We start from the raw sequence: 19,331 nt of genomic DNA on the forward strand, positions 1-19,331 counted from the left end.
CACCCTCGTTGTCTAGGGGTAGTTGATCGAAGCGACCTACACCTACGAGAATTAAATCTTTCAGGTCTTGTCCCGGTCGCTGCTGCTGCATCATCGTGAAGATTTTATTGGCGCGATCGCTCCCAGGAGATTTACCATTTAACAATACCAAAATTGTTTGTACTTCTGCCAATTCTCGCAGCGACAAAAAGGTATCTCTAGCCCCTGAATTAGCAGCCCCCAATCCCGGAAAGTCGATGAGAATAAATTTGGCTGCGCCTGTAAAATCCCAAATTTCCCGTGATATTTTTACATCAATATCCACGCGGCGGATAAGTGGGAAGCTGTTTTGCAATAACTTCGTTGGTAGCCTCTGGGGTGGACTCGGTAATCGGATATGCGCTGGGGGTAAATCCTCAAATTTCAGCGTTTGGATTGCCATTGGCTGTTCGACTAGCTGTAGCCCCTCGCGGGCGGTGGTAGCATCAATTTGGTAACGCTCACCACACATAACTTCACCATAAGCTTGATAAGCCCGCAGGAATAATACCAACTCCCGGAGTAAATAACGTAGCTCTAAATTGTTACTGCTATTCCATGCTTCTTCACACCAGCCAATAATATCTGTGCCAGAATTGAGTTTCGATACTGGTATAGGAGGAAGCCCTGCTGCTGTTGTCCGTTTATTGGCTTCCCCTATCATGAAGCGTAGACACTCATGTACTCCTTCATGAGAAAGATAATCTACAGTAAAATTACTTAATTGTGTAGTGGCAAAGTCATCTTGCGGTATGATGTGTATGGCGGTAACATTACCTGTAGTGGGGTTTTCGCTGACTGGCAAAGCATCAGCATATCCAATTAGACTGCCTAAAAGTAAAGTTTTCCCACTACTGAATTCCCCCATCACCCCAATTTTCACAGGTGAAGTAGCAAGGTCTACAGTTTTCTGGGCAGCTGACCGCAGACGCAGGAGACAGTCGTCAAGACTAGCTGGAACCCAATCTTCTTGTTTAGAAGGGTACTGGGGCACAGAATCTATCTTTCGGAGGATGAATTCGCCGTACTCCTTAAAACGGCCCAGTTTATCTGGTTCCATAAAGTAGTTTCCGCCTAACATTAATTTCTGTGAGCTTTATAACATATAAAATGCGATTACCAGCCATTGTTGCAACGTGTTGATATCACATTTAGCATTTCTCTCATTTAATTTGCGATTTTGGGATGAGGCGTTTTGAACGGTCAAGACAATTTTGAGAAATCGGGTTTGAATTGGAAAATTGATGAAGAATTCAGAAGTCAGAATTCAGGAGCCAGAATGAATATAGTAGAGTTTTATACCAAAAATTGACTAGAAACTCCTTAATGACCATGTAATCATTGGCATTGCCGACAATGGCCCGGGCATGACTGAGGAAGTACGCAAACGCGTATTTGACCCCTTCTTTACTACGAAACCTGTGGGTAAAGGCACGGGCATGGGGTTATCAATTAGTGACCAAATTGTTGTAAAAAAACATGGCGGGCAAATCCAGTGTATTTCAGCACCAGGAGAAGGTGCCGAGTTTGCGATCGTGATTCCATTCAAGCAGCAACCCGATTCGTAGATATTACGCAACTTTAATCAAGATTTAATTAAAGGTTAATCTATTAGTTGTTAACTAAGATTAATTCACTTTTTGCTGCAACATTTTAACCCCCCAACAACCTGAAATCTATAGGAATTGGGGGATTATTTCTTCTAATACAGAGAAGTAGGAGTAGAAATGTTGCAGTTGAATCGTTTAAAAAACGTTGTAATGGTAGTATTATCTTTGCGTAGGTGTAGCCCCAATACCATTCGGTTCAGGATATTTCTTGGTTGAGGCAGTTCAGGAAGAGAAGCAGGGGGAGAGAAGAATTTAGGACTTACGCACTGTAGAAATGCATCGTGATGTGCATTACCTAAAATAGGAAGTTTTCAGGCTTTTCTTAATTATCCTGCGATCGTAATAGACCATGCTGTAGGGGCTAAACTTTGCTCATTGGTGTCAACTTAAGCTATAAATAGCTTAACTGTTGGCTGACTCACCCGCCTCGAACTAAAGTTCTTTGGCTTTTAGCTAAAGTCTACTGAAGTAGACTAAAGATTTTTTGCTATATTTAGTCATCAAGAGATGACTTCCGCTATTAGCAAGGAACTGAAGTTCCTTGCGGGACATGGCTTTTACGTTAAGTTGACACGTATGAGCAATGCTGTGCCCCTACGAAAGATATGGTTTTTAACCTTAATCCATATTTGGTATTTCTTGTCAATGCGTAAGTCCTAGAATTATGATACAACCCCAAAGTCAGAATAGTATCACCTACACACGCGTTATCCACCTAAGTCATGTAATTGACATAGATATTCCCCAATGGTCTGGCGACCCTTCAGTAGAATTTGAAACTGTGGCTGAACTGAATAATGATAGCTATTACCTGCGACGTTTCTCCTTGGGGGAACATAGCGCTACTCATATCAACGCCCCTAACAGTTTTCATAGTTATGCTGTGGGAATTGACCAATACCCTGCCCAGTCTTTGGTTGTACCTGCGGTGGTCATAGATATTCGCCAAGCCACAGCAGTTAATCCTGATTATGCCCTGACTATTGCTGATGTTCTGGCTTGGGAAGAAGAATACGGTGAAATTTATCCTGGTTGCGTAGTTATACTGAATACTGGCTGGCAAAAAAAGTGGTTTGATAAAAGTGCATTCCTAAATCATGATTCTCAAGGAATTGCTCACTTTCCGGGGTTTGGCAGCGATGCGACTCAATTATTACTGGATGAACGGCAAATAGCGGGGGTAGGAATTGATACTCATGGTGTCGATCCCGGACAGGATAACAGTTTTGCTATTAACCACTTGGTGTTGGAGAAACCGCGCATTGTATTGGAGAATCTCACCAATTTGGATCAACTGCCACCGAAAGGTACTACTCTAGCGATCGGCATTCTCAGGTTGCGTGGTGGTTCTGGTTCTCCTGTGGGGGTGTTAGCGTTAGTGCCTTAATTTTTATCGAAAGCGGCGGGAAACTCCATCCCGCAAGTGGCGTGGAGTTTTTCATATCGATATTTCTATCACGCCAATTTCCTAAACTTGAGGAGAACCTAGAAAGCAAGCAAACTTAGTACAGGCGGTTTTGGCTTTAGACAAAACCGGGGTGGGGTGATGCGGTGAGTAATGGTAAATGAATGAACTCAATATCACGTTTTGACAAGGGTTTCACGTTAAGTTGACACCAATGGGCATTGCGCCTTGCCCCAAAAGAGCGTATTTGTATCATTATTACAGTGAAATCGTATAACCCTTATTAATAGGAACTTTCGCAACAACAAAATCTAAATGACTCGCATCGGAATGCGAAATTTGTAGTATCCCCTTGACAAGATGTAAGTTATATATTACATTTGTAGTATCAAGAAAAAAGACGACAACAAAAGGCAAAACTAAAACCTCTCGGAACCTTGACAATTGCATAGATGCTAGTTTTTGGGGATTAGTTTAGCAACTTCCTTCGGTAGTACCCACTTTTGGGGCCGCGATTGGTGTTCGACTGCTCCGAAACCAACAAACGGACGGTTGCAGGATTCGGGTTCAATTCCCGACGGCTCCACTAGACTCTACTTCGGTTAAAGTTGTGTAGATGCTGACTTGATAAGTTGAGTGACATCCCCTGAATAATAGCATCGCAATTATGCTTTCCTTGGGTCTGTAGCTCTAATGGTAGAGTTCCCGGATATTACTTGTGCCCTGACAGAAAAAGCTTACATACTTGCTCAATGGTAGAGCGATCGTCTCTAAAACGATAAGTGTAGGTTCAATTCCTGCGGTGTTACCACAGCTTTTTCGACTCGCACGAGGTGTGAGTGTAACTCTCATAGGGAGGGTATCGGTTCAATCCCGATCAGATCCACTAATATCAATTCGTAATTAAAAAAGAGGTGATTGCAATGGTTCATATTCGATTTGAAGGACGTTCTATTGATGTCGCAAAAACACAACTAGGAATTGCAGCAGGGATGAATGATGTGGCAGTGAAGGAGCGCGTTGCTCGGCATTTAGATGTAAATAGCGATCGCCTTTCTGCTTACGTAATTGATCGCCGTCCCAGTGGTGATTTTATCGTCCGTCCTGAAGCTGTCTATGGTTAAAGTGCTTAGGAGTTAGGAGTTAGGAGTTAGGAGTTAGGAGTTTTGAATAAATTAGTTTCTTTGACTCATCACTTTTAATTATTCACTCGGAACTTATAACTTAGCACTTTCAAAGCAGAAGGTAAGAAAGTTTAAAACATAAGCCTTTGCTTCATTTCTAACTGCATAGTTTTATTCCGCGCCCTAACTTGTGAAGCCTACACATACTCCGGCAACGGAATGCAGGTTCGATTCCTGCCGCTTCCATTAAAGGGAGCGTAGCCAAATTGGTATAGGCAACTGTGAAAACTGCTTTGCTAACTTGTGCGGAATTTAAATAATTGAAATCGATTTATTTTCAATCAACTTTCTCAAAACTAAAATTTTCACTTCGTGCCCTAACTGGAGAAGCTTACATACTAGCCGAATTGGAACAGGCACTTGACTCTAGATCAAGCAACTACGGGTTCAAATCCCGTGTGTGAATCAACAGCTTTTTCGACTTGCACGAGGTGATCTTATTTCATTAATGATTGATGACAACTTCTCTTTCAGTCTTTTCTTTGTGTCCTTCTCTACCAGACGCATTCGCGTTCGTGTCTTCTCTTCGAGAGGCTTGTCTGCGACACGCACTCGCGTTCGCCAACGTGGTTCGTTTAAAAATAAAAACTTCCAACTAAGATTATGACTGCTATAGCCATTTTATTTGAGTTGCGAAAATTACTTTTTTTAAAGGAACCGCATAGACGCAAAGCGGCTTCTCGCAGGGTAGAATGCAAAGGACACGAAGGTGAAGAAAAAAGACAGAGAATTTCACATATTAATGAAGTCTGCTATATATAAATTTGAATTTATCGGCAGTTGTTGCCGCGCCCCGATCGCAGAAGCTTACATAATTTTGCACAAGTTATACACAATGCTTCTACAACTTGCGCGGTGATATCACCTCGCGTGCAACATCTGCCTCCTTCAATTTTAGATTTTAGATTTTGGATTTTCGATTGCAATCCAAAATCATAAATCCAAAATCCAAAATTCTTAAAGGAGGTTCATAATGGATACCGCAGAACGTGACCTGCGTTTGGAAATGCTCAACAGTTTGCTCACAACTCCTCACCGTAAACTTGAGCAAGTCACAGAAATTCATCAGTTAATTGTTGAACTCGATCCCATCTTCTACGGACATCTGGCAGTCTGGTATCAGCGTCATGGTGATGTCCGCGACCACAAAGAAGTGTTTCTTGCTTACTTGTTAACTAGCAATTTAACTGAACACCGGGATGCTGGATTTATGATGCTCCAAGAGTTTCCACCCTATCAAGTGGCTCGTGTTGTGGACTTCATGAAGCAGCAGCAAAACAAGCTGCCTCGTTCGGCTCGGACTGCGGTACGGCGTTACTTGAAGGTACGAGAGAGCAATCCGGCTCTGTTTGATCGCGCTGCTTTGCGAGGTCGTAAGGCAATGAAGCACTTATATGCTTCACTGCACATCAAGCCAAATGAGCGAGCAAATGCGATTCTGTTTGGCGATACTCCTCCAGAAGGTTCCTTAGCAAATGTACTGAAGCAGCTTGCTAAGGCAGAAAATGCCACAGAACAGGCACGGCTGATTGTGGAGTTCAAAATTCCATATATGATCGCCATTGGTGCGATCAAGCAACTCACACCTGTTGTCTTGGTGGCGTTAATCAACAGCATGTCTCCACAAGAAGCGATCAACAACCTCAAGTCTCTCCAGACTAGGGGTGCAATGGATCACCCAGAAGTTAAGAAGCTGATTGATTCCAAGCTGGAAGAAGCGTCTAAAAGTACGCGTGTCTCAGCATTCAAAGCACAGATTGCAACAGACGCCGCAGATTTTGACGCAGACACCGTTGCTCGACTGGAAAAGGTGACAAACGAGCAAGTGAAGCGGCGCGGTGCGATCGCTCGTCCAACCGCCTTACTGGTGGACAAGTCCGGCTCAATGGAGAATGCGATCGCGACGGGTTTGCAACTCGCTGCCCTAATTTCTGGTATCACTCAGGCAGAACTGTTTGTCTACGCTTTCGATACCATTCCGTATCCTGTTACGGCAAAGGGCAAGGAGTTGACCGACTGGGAGCGTGCTTTTCAGCACATCAAAGCAGGCGGTGGTACTAGCATCGGCTGTGCATTGGAAGCAATGCGGAAGAGAAAGCAGGTAGTTGACCAGATTATCCTAGTGACGGATGAGGGCGAAAATGCAGCTCCTTACTTCGGTGAAGTCTACAAGAACTACTGCCGGGAGTTGGCGATAATGCCCAATGTGGTGATTGTCCGTGTGGGTGGTCATTACAACTGGGTAGAAAGTCAACTGAAGCAGCAGCAAGCACCTGTAGATACGTTCACTTTCGCGGGTGATTACTACAGTTTGCCGAATATCGTCCCACTGCTAACGCGCCCCTCTCGTCTGGATTTGCTGATGGAGATTCTAGATATGCCGTTGCCCGTGCGAGATGATAAGTAAGTTCTAAAATACAAGGGTGCGTTAGCCTTTGGCATAATGCACCATATTTATTTACTCGGCGAGTATCAAAGACTCATTAACGGAGTTCAAAGACTCATTAATGGAGTTCAAAGACTCATTAATGGAGTTCAAAGACTCATTAATGGAGTTCAAAGACTCATTAATGGAGTTCAAAGACTCATTCACGAGTATCAAAGACTCATTCACGAGTATCAAAGACTCATTCACGGAGTTCAAAGACTCATTAACGGAGTTCAAAGACTCATTCACGAGTATCAAAGACTCATTAACGGAGTTTAAAGACTCATTCACGGAGTTCAAAGACTCATTAACGGAGTTCAAAGACTCATTCACGAGTATCAAAGACTCATTAACGAAAATTATAGGTAAATAGGACTAGCCCATTTCTTGCAATCTGGAAAGTAACAAGTTTTTATTGTAGTGTAATGTAGTATATATCCTGCGTGTCCCAACTCGTGGAGCCTACATACTAGTGGTCTATCGCATTAATTTTGATGGGTAAATCAGTTTTTAAATTTCTCTCTTTTACCTCTTCCTTCGTGTACTTCGCGTCTTCGCGGTTCGTTCTTCTAACCCTCAGATGTCCCTCTAGTAATGTAGGGTGGGCTTTGCCCACCATATCCGGGTTTTGGTGGGCAAAGCCCACCCTACGTGTATTTCAAAAATCAAATAGGAGTCCTATAAGTAGGAGGCTATTGATTAACAAAATTAAAATTAACTTCAAGTTTTTGATTTTAATACTTCTATAGCTTTAAATCCTTCTATAGTCTGACCTAGAAATATCATGGGAAGAATCAAGCCAAACGGTTTACCAGTTTGAATCATATTGTAAATGCCAGTTAACACATTTAACGACATCAATCCTACTGCAATACCTAGTGCAATTTTTGATTTACGTTGTACAAAAAAACCTAGAACTAGATAGAGTAAAGCAAAAAATAAAAAACCAATTCCCAATATTAGATAATCAGGGAATCGATTACCAACAACAAAGAATATTATGCTTAGAAAAATACTCAAAACTCCAATTGCGTAAACTGCACGGTAAGCAGATGCTAACTTTTTGCGGGATTCTGATATTTGTTGTATTTGGGTAGTCACGTCGCTTCGCTCCGAATTCAAAATTCAAAATTCAAAATTCAAAATTACAAGTAAATCATGGATAAGTTATGGCTGACATCCGTAAGCTAATCAACCAAATTGCGATCGCACAAGCACACTTATATACCACCCAATTCCTTGCACCCTGTGTCAAAGGTGGACGAGTTCGCACAAGGGTAGCCGGGATGATTTACACCTTCACGCCAAAGCCTAGTAAATTTGAAGGTTGGGGCATCTTTCAGGCTGTGGATCAGAAAACAGCAACGGTTGTAGAAGAAGCAGACTTACCCCAAATTGCAGAATACCTACAACACTTTCCCCAAATACGACTGCGGTTAGCACACCAACTGCTGAAACAAACATGGTTAGCATACCCTGTAAATGAAGCAGATGTGCGTCAACGGTTGAAGATAGTTAAGCCGATCGCAATCCACTTAGTTACCGAGGGTATTGCCTTTGAGCAAATTATTGCCCGTTGGAATGGACAGTCTTGTTGGTTTGAGGAAGTTGATCACCGTACCGATCTGGCAATTTCTGAAACTCTGCAATCTGCCGTCAAGCAACTCACTCCTGCTGAGGAATTGCAGTTTAAGGGCATCACTCCAGAAATCCGCACAGTGTATCAATTAGCAATTCGGCGCATTGAAGGCTTTACTCAACCCCAACAGGATGAAAAGCGACTAAAAAAGGCATTGCGGATGGGTGGCGGTGAATTAAATCAATTCCACGATCGCGGCGATTATTGGACAGTTGATTGGACAACTGCTGATGGTATTCGCCATAGTAGTGCGATCGCAAAAACTGACTTGACTGTTGTCAGTTCTGGCATTTGTCTGAGTGGACGCGATCGCGATTTTGATTTGCAATCCTTAGTAGGTGTAATGGAACAACAAGAGTGGTGAGAACAATGAGCATCTTTTTTCACGAACAGCTTTACCGCAGCAATGCTGTGATGGCAAAGCTAAAAAATTATCCTGTAACAATTTGTGGCGCTGGAGCATTAGGAGCTAACATTGCGGAAAACTTAGCTCGGTCTGGTTTTGATAAACTTACAGTGATCGATCGCGATCGCATTGAGGAGCGTAACCTTTCGACTCAGCCTTACTACCGTTCTGATGTTGGAGCGTTCAAAGCGAAAATTTTAGCGAACAATTTATATCGAGCAATTGGTACTAAAGTTGATGCTAAAACAAAGGAGTTGACATCAGTAAATACAACCCAACTACTCAAAGACAGCCAGCTAATTGTCGATGTCTTTGACAATAGTGTGGCACGTCAGACAGTGAAAGATTATGCTAAACAACTAAGCATTCCTTGTCTTCATGCTGGGCTATCGGCCGATTATGCAGAAGTGATTTGGAATGAGGTTTATCGCGTTCCTTCCGAGGTTAATGATGATGTCTGTGATTATCCCCTGACACGAAATCTGGTAATGTTAACCGTAGCTGTGGCGTGTGAAGCGATCGTTTCATTCATTGCAACAGCAGAACAACGTAATTTCACCATTACCCTAAAGGATCTGACTGTTGAATCTTTGTTTTTGTAGGTTGCGTAGACGCTCTTAGAGGTTGTTTGAAAAGTCTAATATGTTACTCACCTGGGCGATTGGAAATCGCGTCTACACGAGACTTTACCCACCTCCGTGGGTTTGAAATCCTTGATTTTGTGTTATATCATGTCCGGCAAATTGCTTATGATATGTCATTGCGAGTGCAACGAAGTGGAGCGAAGCAATCACAATGACTCTGCGATTACTTCACTCCGCTATCGCTGCGTTCGTAATGACAAGTATTTAGCCGGACATGATATTAGTCCACGGAGGTGGACTAAGCTTTGTGTAGTAGCGAATTATATTCGCCCAAAACTTTTAAAACATCCTCTTAATTGGGGGTTTATACTCGATCATTTTTGATTGGTAACAAGGTGCGATTTGTTACCTGGTTTCTGATTAAAAAATTTTCAATGCAGTTAACAAATTCTTTTAACTCTAAAATTAAGTTAGTAGTATCTCTAAGGTCTTGATGGTAAGCCAATCGTTCTAGTTTGTCAGCTGCTAGGTACATAGCTGTGGCTCCAATGTTGGCACTAGCACCTTTAAGATGATGAGCTTCTCGCGCAATTTGTCCAAAGTCATTATATGCGATCGCTGCTTTAATTATCTCTAAACGGGGTTCAATATCTTCAACGCATACTTGCAATAGACTTAATTCAAATTCTGTATCATTTCCCGATATCCGATGCAAGTGTTCCCAATCAATTGCTAAACCAGTGCTAACTGTCTGCTCATACACAACTGCCTCTTGTTTTGAAAGAATCACACCTGTCCAATGCTCTAGGGTTGCAGCCAATTTTTCTTTAAACACTGGCTTACTCAGATAGTCATCCATTCCGGCATCGAGACACATTTGGTGATCTTCTTTCATCGCATTAGCGGTCATCGCAATCACCACAGGACGACGACGCAGAGCAAAAGTATCCTCTTGCCAACGATGAATTTCTTTTGTGGTTTCTAAACCGTCGAGAATTGGCATTTGGCAATCCATTAGAATCAAATCGTAAGGAATTTTTTCTAATAGCTGCAAAACTTCCTTGCCATTTGCTACGACATCGGCTTTGTAGCCCAAACTCTCAAGTTGCTTCAAGGCTACTTTCTGATTTACCAAATTATCTTCAGCTAAGAGAATTCTTAACTTAGATTTAGTAGCGGGGTTAGGGGAAGAGGAGGTAAGAATGCCTGAAGTTTCTGGACTCTGGATTTCTTCAGTTAGCCAAAGCCTTGAGCCTTTAGCCCCTTGTTCTGATTCCGACTGAGTTTTTAAAATATTCATAATGGCATCGAGGAGTCGTGATGGCTTAATAGGTTTGACCAAATAAGCAGCAAATCCGATTTTGAGCGTCTGCTGCACTTCATCCCGTTGATTAGTAGAGGTGAGCAGAATCAAAGGTATTTCAGCAATTACAGAATTGGCTTTAATTTGTTCTTCTATTGTCATGTCATTTTTTATATCAACCAAGGCAACATCATAAGATTTCCCCTGCTCATAAGCTGACTGAATAACTTTAAGGGCAGTAGCAATACTGTCAGCTTTATCTATCTGCATTCCCCAATGACTAGCTTGATGGGAGATAATTTTGTAATTAGTAGCGTTGTTATCCACCAATAACAAGCGGCGATTATTTAAAAGTCCGCCATCGCATTTTGGCAAAACAGGCTCAACAAGCTTTGTAAAAAGCACCTCAAACCAAAACTTAGATCCTTTCCCCATCTGACTTTCTACCCCAATTACTCCTCCCATCAAAGTCACCAGTTGTTTACAGATGGCTAATCCCAAACCAGTACCACCATACTTGCGAGTGGTCGAAGCATCCACTTGGGTAAATGGCATAAAGAGTTTGCGTTGGTCTTCAAGGCTAATGCCAAGACCTGTATCTGCGATCGCAAAATGAATGGTGGCTGTAGTAGAGGTAAGCGAACGCAATTCGGCTTGCACTAATACTTCCCCAGCATCAGTGAACTTGATAGCGTTGCTAATTAAGTTCATGAGAATTTGCCGCAGCCTACCAGCATCTCCTTTGAGGTGGGTGGGGACGTTATGCTCAATCAGTGCGGCAATTTCTAATCCCTTGTTATGGGCTGAGGGAGCCAATAATTCCACCACTTCTTCCAGACAAGTGGATAGGTCAAAATCTAGAGTTTCGAGAGCCATCTCTCCAGCCTCAAGTTTGGAAAGATCCAAAATTTCGTTGATTAAACTTAAAAGGGCGTCTCCACTACTACGAATTGTTTCAATAAAATCTCGCTGTTCTGGGTCTAAGGGAGTATCTAACACCAAACTGGTCATGCCCAATACAGCGTTCATCGGAGTGCGAATTTCATGACTGATATTTGCCAAAAAGGCGCTTTTAGCCTGAGAAGCTAATTCGGCTTGGCGACGGGCAATTTCAAGTTCTTGTCGCTGACGAGTTTCTGCTGCTAATAGTTGAGCTTGGGCTAAGGCAATACCTACTTGGTCGGCTATTTGCCGCAAAAGATCAGTTTCAAAGCTAGACCAGTGGTGGGAATCGTCACACTGATGAACTATGAGCAAACCACGAAGTTCTTCTTTGACAAGAATGGGCACAACCAAATTGACTTTGACCCCAAAATGTTGGATTAATTCTAGATGGTTTTGTTCGACTTCTGGCAGATCAAAGTTAGCTAGCCCTAAAATCTGTCCTTGACGGTACTGCTGTAGATAGTACTGCTGTAGATATTCGGCTCGAAAGTAGGGGGCGCTGATGTTTTGCTCTTTGATTGTTGGTAAGCCAGAAACTACTGCTTCAATAACGGTGGGTGCAGATTCATCTGGCAAAACCTGATAGATTAAAACTCGGTCAGTCTGGAGAATTCTTTGTACCTCCTCCACAGTGATTTGGAGAATTTCTTCGATTTGCAAAGACTGGCGAATCTTGAGGGTGATTTCGGTAAATAATTGCGATCGCAAGTTTTGCCGTTGTACTTCTTCTTCAGCCTGTTTACGCTGGATAAATTGCCCCACTTGCTCACCGATAGAATTCATCGTTTTGATCAAATCTTGGTCAGGCGGTTGGATCTGACGGTTGAAGCAGGTAATCACACCAAGGATTTTGTTACCACTGCGGATCGGAAAACCAAAAGCTGCGTGTAGTTGTACTTGATCGCTGATTTTGAAGCGGGAGAAACTGAGTTCTTTAACGATATCAGCGATCCAAACAGGTTCAGAACTAGCCCAAACCCGGCCAGGTAGGCCAATTCCTGGTGCAAAGGTGGTTTGCCGATTCAGTGCTGCAAACTCTTGCACCTCAAGGGATGCTTTATGCCACATATCGAGAAAACGTAGCACATTTGCTTGCTCATCCACCATCCAAATTTCACCCAAATCCCATGCCAAACTCTCGCAAATGCCTTGCAGGGTTTGGCGAATAGCTTCGCTAATCGTGGCGGACTCTGCTAAAACGCGAGTTGCAACATATTGTGCAGTTAAATGCTGTTGTACCCGTTTGTGATCGGTGATGTCAATGCCAGTGCCAACAATATATTCCACTGATCCTTCATAGTCTTTTAAGAAGGTATTCGACCAGGCAATCAGTCGGCGGCTGCCATCCTTCATTACCCAATAGTTTTCGTGTTCTAGGAAGCCTCTACCAGTTAGCAATTGCTCAAAAACTGCTTTGACTGACTCCACCTCTTCAGGAAGTAAGAACAAGTTCCAGAAATACCTACCCCTCACCTCATCGAAGGAGTAACCGGTTATTTGCTCACAAGCTTGATTGAAGCGAACAATTTTTCCTTGGGAGTCGGCAACTATTACTAAGGCGCTGGCTGTATCCAAGACTGCTGAGATAAAGTTGCGTTCTTGGTTTAAGGCTTCTTCTGTCCTTTTGCGCTCAATGACCTCACGATAGATGAAGTAGAGTACAGCAAGAACGATAAAACTTAGGCAAATGGCGATCGCAAGTGTCAGAATTGTGTTGCGACTAGTGGCTTTTTTTGCTTGTAACTGCTGTTGGAGTCGTCCCCTTTCCTCGTTTTCCATCTCATTGATCGCCTTGCGGATATCATCCATGAGATTTTGTCGATCATTTCTCACTAGTACTTGCAATGCCGCCTCTAATCCCTTGTTTTGGCGCAAGTCAATAGTCTGTTTTAGTTCAGTAAATTTAGCCGTTATTAGAAATTCAAGCGTTGCAATTTGCTTTTGTTGATTCGGTTGATTTGCTGTCAAACTCTTCAGGTTGGCAATTTCTTGCTCGACGTTACCAAGTGCTGCTTGATAAGGTTTGAGATAAATTTGTTTTCCAGTGAAGATGTAACTACTTTGTCCAGTCTCAGCATCCTTTATCTGGTACTGTAGTTTTTCTAGACTGTTGATTTTTTGATAAATGTTTTTTACTATACTGCGATTATTAGTAGATACTCTTGTATTTTGATAAGAAACTACACCAATCAGAACTAAAATTGCCGACGCTAAACCAAAACCTGCTGCAATCTTTTTGAAAAATTGCTTGCGTACCCTCTGCGCCTGTTTGCTTTTCTTGGTCACAAGTACCAAACTTGCTAAATTTCGGCGTAATTCCAGTTGTTTGATGACTTGACGAGCTAAGGTTCGTAATGCCTCCACTTGTTCTGGATTCAGTTCTCGTGGTACGTAGTCAATCACACATAGAGTTCCTAGCGCATATCCCTCAGGATTAGTCAGAGGTACACCAGCATAAAACCGAATATTTGGGTCAGATGTTACCAGTGGGTTGCTGGCGAACCTTTCGTCATCTGTTGCATCAGGCACAACTAAAACATCAGACTGTAGAATAGCATGGGCACAGAATGCCAAATCTCGATGTGTTTCTAGGGCTTCCATTCCGACTTTTGACTTGAACCACTGACGATTTGTATCAATTAAGCTAATTAAAGCAATAGGAGTCTGACAAATATACGAGGCTAAACGGGTGAGGTCGTCAAAAGCTGCTTCAGATGGTGTGTCGAGAATCTTATACTCCAAAAGCGTCTCAATTCTCTGTGCTTCGTTATCAGGTAATGGTGCTTTCATCCTTGAGCCTTATCTACATGGGGGGGCAGAGGGGCAGGGGAGGCAGGGGAGCAGGGGAGCAGGGGAGGCAGGGCAGGCAGGGCAGGCAGGGGGCAAGGGGAAGAATAAAAAATTAGCTTTTTCCCCTCTGCCCCACGCCCAATGCCCAATGCCCCATGCCCAATGCCCAATACTTCGACTTCGCTCAGTACAAGTGCCAAATGCCCAATGCCCAGTTCAACAAACTTACTTTAATTAATGACAACACTTTAGTTAAAAGCGTTAGCGTAATTTCACTGAGTTCGACCTTATTAAAAATTTGTTAAATGATTAAGTCCCTACTGTATTTTTTGTGGGCTGGTTTATTTGAAATCGGGGGCGGCTACCTGATTTGGTTGTGGTTGCGCGAAGGTAAGCCGTTCTGGTGGGGCATCTTGGGGGGAACTGCTTTAGCTTTTTATTGAAAGCGACGGGAAACTCCATCCCCTCGTGGGTGTTCCGGGATAGTCGCCCCGTCGCTTGGGGCATAGGGCATAGGGCATTGGTAGTTTCTTCCCATGCCCCATGCCCGATTCCCCATGCCCAAAAACTCCATCCCCTTGTGGGTGGAGTTTTTTATAGTCTTCTCTTTTAAAGGGATAATAACCTCATCCAAAATTGCAAAGATTTTTTGGCAACTAACCTGTAAGAATCAGTCATCTGGATATCTACGCATGTATGCAGGAGATATCAAGAAAAATCATGACATATTTGGCTAAATTCTCTGATCAAAGTGACTGACAATAATTTACAAGGTCAACTTTTGTTTACGCCCCCCTGGCACACATGGTATGGGCGAAAGGTGGATTCTTAGGTTTGGCTGGTGGATTGGGTGCTCTCGACTTTGCAGGTGGTACAGTAGTTCATATTAGTTCTGGCGTTTCTGCCCTGGTAGCAGCGATCGTCCTTGGGCGTCGGAAAACCCATCCCGATCGCCTTAGCCCACCGCACAACGTTCCCTTCATTTTGCTGGGTGCTGGCTTGCTGTGGTTTGGTTGGTTCGGCTTCAACGCTGGGAGTGCCCTATCTATTGCTAGTGGAACTTCTGGTGATTTAGTCACAAATGTGGCAACAACAGCCTTTGTCGCCACTAATACATCTGCGGCGGCGGCGACTTTAATGTGGCTAATTTTGGAAGCGGTTTTACGGGGTAAACCAACCGTCGTGGGAGCGGCTACAGGAGCCGTTGCTGGTTTAGTTGGCATCACTCCCGCAGCCGGATTTGTCACACCGCTATCAGCGATTTTAATTGGTTTCATCACCGCCTTTGTTTGCTTCTATGCGATTAGTTTTAAGCACAAGCTACAAATTGACGATGCTTTAGATACCTTTCCCGTGCATGGCGTTGGTGGAACAGTGGGAGCAATTTTAACGGCCATCTTTGCCACAACTCAAGTCAACGGAGCAGGTAAAGACGGAGTGCTACGTGGTAATTTGGGTGAATTGGGAGTTCAGCTAGTAGCAATTGCCGTTGCCTATGCGATCGCAGGTGTTGGTACGTGGATTATTCTCAAGGTTATCGATGCTACAGTCGGGCTGCGAGTCAAAGAGGAAGCTGAATATCAAGGTTTGGATATCAACGAACACGGTGAAGAAGGTTACAATTCCGAGTTTGGTGATCGTCCCACTTAGTAGGGAGTTAGGAGTTAGGAGTTAGGAGTTAGGAGTTAGGAGTTAGGAGTTAGGAGTTAGGAGTTATTATTCTCCCCCACTCCCCACTCCCCACTCCCCATTCCCCACTCCCCACTTTAAGATTGTGTGATTTGCGATCGCTAGCGTTAAAATTTGATTCAAATAATTGGTAAATTTCGCTAGTCGTGTCTACATCTGCAAAAACCTTTCCTATCTGGGCATTTTTCTCGCTGTTAACCAACGGCATCCTAATGTTGGCGGTCATCCTGCTAATTTGGCAACAGCAGAGATTGTCCGCTTTTTTTGGGATAATAACATCCCCAGAACAAATCAGCCTGAACAACTCACCTGAAATTGCTACACCTGATTTAGGTCGTCGTCACCAACTCACTTACCAGCAGTGGGTAGACATCCTTATTCAAGAAGCCAAGGTAGCCGCAGATCAACGTCCTTTGCATTTAAGCATCCTGGTGGGAGATTCTTTGAGTTTGTGGTTTCCGCCTGAGTTATTACCCGAAGGTAAAAATTGGCTCAATCAAGGAATTTCTGGCGAAACCAGCAATGGACTCTTGAAAAGATTAAAGATATTTGACCGCACCCAGCCAGAGGTGATTTTTGTGATGATTGGCATTAATGACCTAATTTGGGGGATGAGCGACAGGGTAATTTTAAATAATCAGCGGCAAATTATCAATTACCTACGAAAGACGCATCCCACAGCGCAAATTGTTGTCCAATCGATTTTGCCACATGGGGCAGAGGAAACAACCTGGAAAGGACGAGATAAACTTCTGGCTGTTACCAATAGTCGCATTCGTGAGTTAAATCAGCAACTGCAAAGTATTTGTAACAAAAAAGGTGTTAAATATCTCGATTTATATCCCCTGTTTACCAACAAACAAGGTAATCTCCGCCGTGAATTTACTACTGATGGCTTACATTTAAGTCCTGAAGGCTATATAGTTTGGCGTTCTGCATTGCAGATTTATAGCGATATCGAATTAAAACCCCAGCGTTAACCTCCTTTGGTGAAAAAGGGTAAAAGACAAAAAGAAGTAATATCTTTGAATACAACTTTGTATAAATCGCGTCTGGGCGCGAGAAAATAAGAAATAGTGTTTAAGTAGACAAATCTAATGGATACAAAAGCTTTTAAGCGCAGCCTGCAACATTCAGAAAATTACAATCGTAAAGGGTTTGGTCATCAAGCAGAAGTTGCCACCCAGTTGCAGTCTGAGTATCAGAGTAATTTGATTCAGGAAATTCGCGATCGCAATTACACTCTACAACGGGGTGATGTGACAATCCGACTAGCACAAGCCTTTGGCTTTTGCTGGGGTGTAGAACGCGCTGTGGCAATGGCCTACGAAACCCGCCAGCACTTCCCTACAGAACACATCTGGATTACTAACGAGATTATCCACAACCCTTCTGTAAATCAGCGTATGCAGGAGATGGAAGTAGAATTTATTCCCATTGAAGGAAAGAATAAAGACTTTTCTGTTGTGGGAACTGGTGATGTAGTCATATTACCCGCTTTTGGGGCTAGCGTTCAAGAAATGCAGATACTTCACGATAAAGGCTGCAAAATTGTTGATACAACTTGCCCTTGGGTATCTAAAGTTTGGAATACAGTAGAAAAGCACAAAAAAATCGATTATACATCAATAATTCACGGTAAATATAAGCACGAGGAAACAGTTGCTACTAGTTCTTTTGCTGGCAAGTATTTAATTGTGTTGAATTTGCAAGAAGCAGAATATGTTGCTGACTATATTATCAATGGTGGGAACCGTGAAGAATTTCTGACAAAATTTGCTAAAGCTTGTTCAGCAGGATTTGACCCCGATCAAGATTTAGCAAGAGTTGGTATTGCTAACCAAACCACGATGCTTAAAGGCGAAACTGAGCAAATCGGCAAGCTTTTTGAGCGGACTATGTTGCAAAAGTATGGCCCCACCGAGTTAAATCAACATTTCCAAAGCTTTAACACCATTTGTGACGCTACCCAAGAACGGCAAAATGCCATGTTGGAGTTAGTGGAACAAAATTTAGATTTGATGGTAGTAATTGGTGGGTTTAATTCATCGAATACTACTCAATTGCAACAAATTGCTTTTGAAAGGGGAATTCCTTCTTATCATATTGATACTGTTGAACGGATTCAATCAGGATATTCCATAGAACATCGGCAATTAAATGGGCAGTTAATAACTACAGAAAACTGGTTGCCAGATGGAGAAATTGTTGTGGGAATTACTTCTGGTGCTTCCACGCCAGATAAGGTAGTAGAAGATGTGATTGAGAAAATTTTTGCAGTCAAGGCAACAGCAGCAGTAGTTTAAATTTTAGGGGGTGTATAGCAACCTAATTAAACATAAAATACTAGGGCTATTTCATTCTCATCTAGCCCGCCTCAGAATAAATTCTGAGGCTAATAACAAAAGTCGTCTAAAGACGACTAAAAAAGGTTTTTAGTCCACTTAAGTGGACTTAAGCTAAAAGCCTGTGAACTTTAGTTCTGGGCGGTTTATGTTTAGAACGAAATAGCTCTGCACTTTGGGTAACAAATATATATAGCTTTTCAAACACCCTCTTAACTCATCACTTTAAAATCATTACTCACCATTAGTATTCACCACCAATGCTAATGGCAGTATTAAATACATCAGCACCACTTAAATCAATATTGGCCATAACAGCGCCATCTACGTCACTATTATATAAATGGGAATTACTCAAATTAACGTTGGTGAGATTAGCATTATTTAAGATAGTATCGCTGACGAATGCTTTTGTAAGATTAGCAGACTTCAAATTTGCACCAGTTAAATCAGCACCTTCTAAGTTAGCACCTTCGAGATTAGCCCCTTTTAAATTTGCATTTCTGAGGTCAACACCTATTAGGTGAGCGCCTTTGAGGTTTGCTCCTGTTAAATTACATCCAGAACATTCTCTAGTTTCCAGCAAGCGCCGGACAGGGGCGGAGTTTTCTGCTTTGACGGGAAGGGGAGCAGCTAAAGATAGCGTGCTGAGTAAGGCTGCTGCCGTCAAAAAAATTCGTTTCATATTTACCTCCGACACTTCTAGAAGTCATGAAATTTTTAAACTTCTACGATATCAGTGTGCCAAGATTACAGAATTCTGTACTCATGCGATCGGAGGAATATATAATTTCTATGAGAATAGGTATTCTTCTCTAAGCTAGTCCGATGGGACTAAAATTAAAAGATTGTTAGTAATTAGGACTTACGCACTGTAGAAATGCATCGTGATGTGCATTACCTAAAATAGGAAGTTTTCAGGCTTTTCTTAATTATCCTGCGATCGTAAATAGACCATGCTGTAGGGGCACAGCATTGCTCATTG

The 19,331-nt window shown here is 42.7% G+C and carries 15 protein-coding genes and 4 pseudogenes; 12 read left to right on the forward strand and 7 right to left on the reverse strand.

Going from position 1 to position 19,331, the window contains the following annotated elements; all coding sequences use genetic code 11:
- A pseudogene (locus LC574_RS01455) lies at positions 1–1,078 on the reverse strand (dynamin family protein); the annotation flags it as partial.
- 274 nt (positions 1,079–1,352) lie between these two features.
- On the opposite strand from LC574_RS01455, the pseudogene LC574_RS01460 reads away from it, so the two are divergent.
- The 3 genes and pseudogenes from LC574_RS01460 to LC574_RS01470 form a co-directional block, all read left to right on the forward strand.
- A pseudogene (locus LC574_RS01460) lies at positions 1,353–1,586 on the forward strand (sensor histidine kinase); the annotation flags it as partial.
- 706 nt (positions 1,587–2,292) lie between these two features.
- Positions 2,293–3,015, forward strand: coding sequence for a cyclase family protein (locus tag LC574_RS01465; protein ID WP_229451169.1), 723 nt, complete (start codon positions 2,293–2,295; stop codon positions 3,013–3,015).
- 480 nt (positions 3,016–3,495) lie between these two features.
- A complete protein-coding gene (locus LC574_RS01470; protein WP_229451170.1) occupies positions 3,496–3,639 on the forward strand; it encodes a hypothetical protein in 144 nt (47 codons plus the stop codon).
- Positions 3,640–3,723: 84 nt separating this feature from the next.
- On the opposite strand, the gene LC574_RS01475 is transcribed toward LC574_RS01470, so the two are convergent.
- A complete protein-coding gene (locus tag LC574_RS01475) occupies positions 3,724–3,885 on the reverse strand; it encodes a hypothetical protein (protein ID WP_229451171.1) in 162 nt (53 codons plus the stop codon).
- Positions 3,886–3,956: 71 nt separating this feature from the next.
- Between LC574_RS01475 and LC574_RS01480 the strand changes: the two genes are divergently transcribed.
- Positions 3,957–4,157: a hypothetical protein gene (locus LC574_RS01480; RefSeq protein WP_229451172.1), complete on the forward strand. Its 201-nt coding sequence runs from the start codon at positions 3,957–3,959 to the stop codon at positions 4,155–4,157.
- Between the two features lie 1,033 nt (positions 4,158–5,190).
- Entirely contained in the window at positions 5,191–6,624 is a 1,434-nt protein-coding gene (locus tag LC574_RS01485) for a VWA domain-containing protein (protein WP_229451173.1), read from the forward strand.
- Between the two features lie 51 nt (positions 6,625–6,675).
- Here the strand turns inward: LC574_RS01485 and LC574_RS01490 are convergent, their stop codons facing one another.
- Together LC574_RS01490 and LC574_RS01495 are read right to left on the reverse strand one after the other, a co-directional pair.
- Positions 6,676–6,978: a hypothetical protein gene (locus LC574_RS01490; RefSeq protein ID WP_229451182.1), complete on the reverse strand. Its 303-nt coding sequence runs from the start codon at positions 6,976–6,978 to the stop codon at positions 6,676–6,678.
- A 387-nt stretch (positions 6,979–7,365) separates the two neighbouring features.
- Entirely contained in the window at positions 7,366–7,746 is a 381-nt protein-coding gene (locus LC574_RS01495; protein ID WP_229451174.1) for a hypothetical protein, read from the reverse strand.
- A gap of 68 nt (positions 7,747–7,814) precedes the next feature.
- Here LC574_RS01495 and LC574_RS01500 point away from each other — a divergent pair, with 68 nt between their 5' ends.
- Together LC574_RS01500 and LC574_RS01505 are read left to right on the forward strand one after the other, a co-directional pair.
- A complete protein-coding gene (locus tag LC574_RS01500) occupies positions 7,815–8,648 on the forward strand; it encodes a hypothetical protein (protein WP_229451175.1) in 834 nt (277 codons plus the stop codon).
- A gap of 5 nt (positions 8,649–8,653) precedes the next feature.
- On the forward strand, positions 8,654–9,292 hold the full coding sequence (locus LC574_RS01505; protein ID WP_229451176.1) for a ThiF family adenylyltransferase: 639 nt from the start codon (positions 8,654–8,656) through the stop codon (positions 9,290–9,292).
- A 346-nt stretch (positions 9,293–9,638) separates the two neighbouring features.
- On the opposite strand, the gene LC574_RS01510 is transcribed toward LC574_RS01505, so the two are convergent.
- Positions 9,639–14,312 (reverse strand): GAF domain-containing protein, encoded by a 4,674-nt coding sequence (locus LC574_RS01510; protein ID WP_229451177.1) that lies wholly within the window; start codon positions 14,310–14,312, stop codon positions 9,639–9,641.
- Between LC574_RS01510 and LC574_RS01515 the strand changes: the two genes are divergently transcribed.
- Positions 14,242–14,550: a hypothetical protein gene (locus LC574_RS01515; protein ID WP_229451183.1), complete on the forward strand. Its 309-nt coding sequence runs from the start codon at positions 14,242–14,244 to the stop codon at positions 14,548–14,550. The two genes, LC574_RS01510 and LC574_RS01515, sit on opposite strands and share 71 nt — an antisense overlap.
- Positions 14,551–14,617: 67 nt before the next feature.
- Positions 14,618–14,743: pseudogene (locus LC574_RS01520) on the forward strand (hypothetical protein); the annotation flags it as partial.
- Between the two features lie 5 nt (positions 14,744–14,748).
- Here the strand turns inward: LC574_RS01520 and LC574_RS37695 are convergent.
- Positions 14,749–14,871 carry a hypothetical protein gene (locus LC574_RS37695; RefSeq protein ID WP_267871357.1) on the reverse strand — a complete coding sequence of 41 codons (123 nt, stop codon included), beginning with the start codon at positions 14,869–14,871 and terminating at the stop codon, positions 14,749–14,751.
- A gap of 215 nt (positions 14,872–15,086) precedes the next feature.
- Between LC574_RS37695 and LC574_RS01525 the strand changes: the two are divergent.
- The 3 genes and pseudogenes from LC574_RS01525 to LC574_RS01535 all read left to right on the forward strand — a co-directional run.
- Positions 15,087–15,962 (forward strand): annotated as a pseudogene (locus tag LC574_RS01525) (ammonium transporter); the annotation flags it as partial.
- A gap of 185 nt (positions 15,963–16,147) precedes the next feature.
- On the forward strand, positions 16,148–16,981 hold the full coding sequence (locus LC574_RS01530; RefSeq protein ID WP_229451179.1) for an SGNH/GDSL hydrolase family protein: 834 nt from the start codon (positions 16,148–16,150) through the stop codon (positions 16,979–16,981).
- 117 nt (positions 16,982–17,098) lie between these two features.
- Complete coding sequence (locus tag LC574_RS01535; RefSeq protein ID WP_229451180.1) at positions 17,099–18,307, forward strand: 4-hydroxy-3-methylbut-2-enyl diphosphate reductase; 1,209 nt, start codon at positions 17,099–17,101, stop codon at positions 18,305–18,307.
- 283 nt (positions 18,308–18,590) lie between these two features.
- On the opposite strand, the gene LC574_RS01540 is transcribed toward LC574_RS01535, so the two are convergent.
- A complete protein-coding gene (locus LC574_RS01540) occupies positions 18,591–19,031 on the reverse strand; it encodes a pentapeptide repeat-containing protein (RefSeq protein ID WP_229451181.1) in 441 nt (146 codons plus the stop codon).
- Positions 19,032–19,331 lie beyond the last annotated feature (300 nt).

It is taken from the genome of Nostoc sp. CHAB 5715 (genome assembly GCF_020829685.1).
GTDB lineage: Bacteria > Cyanobacteriota > Cyanobacteriia > Cyanobacteriales > Nostocaceae > Nostoc.